This is a genomic window from Streptomyces sp. NPDC058086, assembly GCF_042885015.1.
Classification (GTDB): domain Bacteria; phylum Actinomycetota; class Actinomycetes; order Streptomycetales; family Streptomycetaceae; genus Streptomyces.
The window spans coordinates 1-3833 of record NZ_JBHVST010000246.1 but is presented as its reverse complement, the minus strand read 5'-3'; the positions used below and the strand labels follow the sequence as shown (position 1 = coordinate 3833).

The window sequence follows — 3833 nt, the reverse complement described above, 5'->3', positions numbered from 1 at the left end:
ACCGGCGACCCGCTCAAGCTCATGAGGCTTTTCGGCATCACCGAACAGACCGCCATGCGCTACGTCGCTGCAGCGTATCCAGAGCGGACAGCCCGACTGCCCCGCTGACAGTCCGATCAGTCCCAGTCGGACGGCGGCTGCTTGACCCCGCCGCCTGTGTGCGGCAGCTGCACGTAGTCCTCGGGACCGGAGGGCAGGGCGGAAACGCAAGCTGCCGAGCAGGCGTTGACCAGGAGAGGCAGGACGTCGGTGGCCACCCGAAGGGAGATCCACACTTGGTGGAGCCCACCCTGTTCGATCGGCCGATCGCAGACACTGCACCCACGGATGACCGTGGTACCCCAGCGCCGGGCATCAAGCGCTGACGGGTCAAGATCAGTGACGGAAACTCGCGGTGGCTGCAGTCGAGGGAAAAGAGGACGGAGCTTGTAGTTCCCGAACAGCGCGCGGGTGCTCACCGTGCTCCGGACCAGCTTTGAGCATCTGGTGATCTCGTAGGGGAACCAGTGCAGCCGGTACGAGGTGTAGGGGGTGAGTTCCTCCAGGCTGGTCATTGCACCGATCTCGGGCGGTATTCGGACCAGGTTGCTGCCGTAGAGCACGAAGTGCTTGACCGCCGTCAGTTTGGCGATGCTCGGCGGCAGGGTGATGACCTGTCGGCGCTCCTCGGCACTGAGGTCGACCAGAGGTCGGAACTCCTCCCTCCCGTCTTCCACCGCCTCGTCGATCAACTCCAGCAGATGTCGTCACCCCGCGGTCGAGGTGTCCTGATGTTCGGCGTGGAAACCGACACGGGCTCGCGGATGCGGCTTGGCCTGGTCGAAGCACGCGCACTCATCCCGGTAGGAAGCGCGTCCTACAGATGCCGGGTCCGACGTGTCGCCCCAACGGTTCACAAAGAGTCTCGACTCTCCCGAATCCACCATGTGGCCAAGATACGGATCTTCATCTGGCCGGCCCAGTGCTTAATGGCCAGTGGAACCCGCTCCCCGAGCCGCCTCCAACGGTGGGCAGGGAGCCGGGTTCGTCGTCACACCTGTCCCGGAATCTGCGAACCCGCGCGTTTCCGGACGCACGGACGGCAAGTCGCCCTTACTGCTCGCCTTCAACGGCGCAGTCCTCGCCGGCCTCGCGTCCGTCGCGGACAAGGACCTGCCGATCGCGACGAAGGTCTTCGGCGCGCTCGCCGTCCTCGCCCTGGGCGCGGCCGCCGTGCTGCTGCTCCTAGTCGTCAGGCCCCGCCTGCGCGGCGACGACCGGGCGTCCTTCCCGCACTGGGCACGCCTGGACGAAGACGAGATCCGCGCTTGCATGGACGGGGACACCCGCGCCGCCCGCATCCGGGTCCTGTCCGCCCTCGCCGTACGGAAGTTCATCCACCTGCGGCGCGCGGTCGACCTGTCCCTCGCCGCCCTGGCCCTGCTCGCGCTGGCCGCCGCCAGCCTCGCGTTGTGACAGCGGCCGCGCAGGCCCGCACCCGTCTGGAACGCATCCGCGCCTCGGCTGGCATCGCCCAGCTCGCGCTCCAGCAGATCCAGGACGACCTGGGCGCCGCCGACGTCGACCAGGCGGAGCTCGCCGCGATCCTGCGCGAACTCATCGAGGACACCGACCCACCCGGCGGGTTCATCGCGGCCGTCGCGCAGCTGCTCACCACCGCCGCGCGCCGGGCCGAACAGACCGAACCCGACGGCGACGCCTCGTGCCCGCTGCACGAGGCCGCCGCCCTGATCACCGACAACGCCGGGCAGCACCTGATCTGGGCGGCCCAAGCCCTTGCCCCGCAAGGAGACTCCGCATGACCTCGCTGACCTACCCGGACTTGCCGGATACTGGTAACCCGGGCTATTGGAAGTTGCGGAATCGCCGATCTTCCTCGGTCTGGCGGAGCTGCTCGTGTGTACGAGTCCTGGAGCGGACGTCGGCCGACTCAGGTTAGTTGGCCTCCCCCAGGTAGCTCAGGGCTTGGCGGAAGTCGTCGAGGGCGGGCCCGAACTCGCAGGCGGCGGTGTGGAAGGTCGATCGGTCGATCAGGATCCTGGCCAGTGTTCGCGTTCCGTCTGTCGGATCATGCTGAGACAGCCGACGGGCCAGACCCACTCCGTCGTCGAACAAGGAGCGCACTCGCTCCGCGAACAGATGGGTACGGTTCTCCCAGTAAACAGCGGAGCGGACGGTGAGGACCCGATGCAGCCGGACCAGTTCGGCCAGATGCTGGTCCGGATCCTCGGTGGCTCGCGCAGCAAGGGTGTCCACCTCTTCACGGAGGGCATGACGGCTGTCGAAGTAACGCCGCTTGGCATCGGGCGACCACTGCATGGGCGCCGCCCCCGAAGGCGGACGCGGTCCATCGGGCGCAGGCCGATCGCTTTCGGCACCGGAGAAGGTCAGCAGCACCGCCCAAAACGACGCCTGATAGCCACTCCAGGACTTCCGCTCACCGGTATCGGCCAACTCCGTCAGCAAGGCGAGTGCCTCTTGCCGCACGAGGGCCGCCTGCCCTCCTCGGCCGTGGGTGTCGAGCATCCGCGCGTACCCAATGAGCGAGTAGAGATGGCAGGCCATCGGGCTGCGGTCATTCGCGGCTTCGACCGCTTCCATACTGACGAGTGTCTCGAACGCGGCGAGCACTTCGCCGGACCGGCCGGCGTCATGGAGAGCGGCGATCCACTCCAGGAGTGACCAGGCGAGACCCCCGCTGGCGGGCCCATCGGGCAGGATCGCTGCGACCAACTCGATCATGGCATCGGCAGCCTCGGCATACCGGCCTTCCTCGGAAAGACCGGCAGCCCATACACGCAGTCCTTTGACCACGGAGTCTCCGGACAGTTCGGCCTGCGCACGCCCAATGGCGAGCATCTCGGCGCGCATGGCCAGCCCTTCGGCGCGTCGCCCCAGGTCGTACAGCTCTCTCTGGCACGTGTTGAGAGCCTCGTACAGAACATCCGCACGGGCAGGTTCGGCCGAATCGATGGACCGCGCCACGGCCACCGCCTCCTCGCACAGCGCGAGGCAGGCCGCATGCTTCTTGCCGGAGCTGGTGTCGTAACTCAGACGTTGCAGCGCCCTGGCCAAGAGCGGCAGGTACGAGGCGGGGCTGACCTGGGCGAGTACTCGGTACGCGTCGACTTCCTCGCGCGGCGTGCGGCGACCCGATGCGAGCAGCACATTCCGCGCTCGCACGATGTCGTCCTGATCGACTTTCCCCGAGTGATTCATAACGGAGATTCTGGGTGCCCCAGAGAGGGCCGAACAAGGCTCGTCACCTGTGCCGTTCCTCCTACGAAAACGACCTCTGACCTGTCATGATGGGTGTGACATCACTTTCCCGGGGCGTAGCTGCCTGGTGGTCCTCATCGGTGCGTCGGGCGCCGGGAAGAGCACGCTGGCCGGCACCTGGCCCGCCTCGCAGGTCCTGTCACTGGACGCGATGCGCGAGGCGGTGAGCGACGACGCGGGCGACCAGGAGGCGACGGCCGACGCGGTCGACGCCCTGCACCTGGTCCTGGAGCGCCGGATGGCGCGGCGCCGGTTCACGGTCGTCGACGCCACGAACGTCACCAGGGCCGCCAGGGAGCCGCCGTGCTCCAGCAGCCGCACACCGGGACACCGGGCTTCCTCTTCCCGGGCCGGCCCCCAAGCCGCCCCCGCAGCCCTCAGACCGTCAACCACTACATGAAGCTGCACGGCCTGCCGGGCGTCAGCGCCCGCAACACGGCCATGGTGACTACTCCCCCTCGTGAACGACTCCGTTGGGAAATCCGTAAACCGGTGATGATGAGTGTGCCGGGCTGCCATGATCGGTCTGTTCGCTGATCGAGGGTGGGGCTGGA

Annotated in this window: 5 protein-coding genes; 3 read left to right on the top strand and 2 right to left on the bottom strand. The window is 67.5% G+C overall.

Annotation, left to right across the window (positions count from 1 at the left end; all coding sequences use genetic code 11):
- Positions 1–116: 116 nt before the first annotated feature.
- Positions 117–716 carry a leucine-rich repeat domain-containing protein gene (locus ACFVWD_RS57740; protein ID WP_389607159.1) on the bottom strand — a complete coding sequence of 200 codons (600 nt, stop codon included), beginning with the start codon at positions 714–716 and terminating at the stop codon, positions 117–119.
- A 259-nt stretch (positions 717–975) separates the two neighbouring features.
- Between ACFVWD_RS57740 and ACFVWD_RS57735 the strand changes: the two genes are divergently transcribed.
- Positions 976–1455: a Pycsar system effector family protein gene (locus ACFVWD_RS57735; protein WP_389607158.1), complete on the top strand. Its 480-nt coding sequence runs from the start codon at positions 976–978 to the stop codon at positions 1453–1455.
- Positions 1452–1802 (top strand): hypothetical protein, encoded by a 351-nt coding sequence (locus ACFVWD_RS57730; protein ID WP_389607156.1) that lies wholly within the window; start codon positions 1452–1454, stop codon positions 1800–1802. Before ACFVWD_RS57735 ends, ACFVWD_RS57730 begins: the two co-directional genes overlap by 4 nt.
- Positions 1803–1935: 133 nt before the next feature.
- Here ACFVWD_RS57730 and ACFVWD_RS57725 read toward each other — a convergent pair whose 3' ends face one another.
- Positions 1936–3219 (bottom strand): hypothetical protein, encoded by a 1284-nt coding sequence (locus ACFVWD_RS57725; protein WP_389607155.1) that lies wholly within the window; start codon positions 3217–3219, stop codon positions 1936–1938.
- A gap of 127 nt (positions 3220–3346) precedes the next feature.
- Here ACFVWD_RS57725 and ACFVWD_RS57720 point away from each other — a divergent pair, with 127 nt between their 5' ends.
- Positions 3347–3679 (top strand): AAA family ATPase, encoded by a 333-nt coding sequence (locus ACFVWD_RS57720; protein ID WP_389607153.1) that lies wholly within the window; start codon positions 3347–3349, stop codon positions 3677–3679.
- The last annotated feature ends 154 nt before the right edge of the window (positions 3680–3833 follow it).

Bases quoted from the DNA above. Each gene is read 5' to 3' on its own strand.
- ACFVWD_RS57725 (WP_389607155.1), bottom strand. From the start codon at position 3,219: ATGAATCACTCGGGGAAAGTCGATCAGGACGACATCGTGCGAGCGCGG.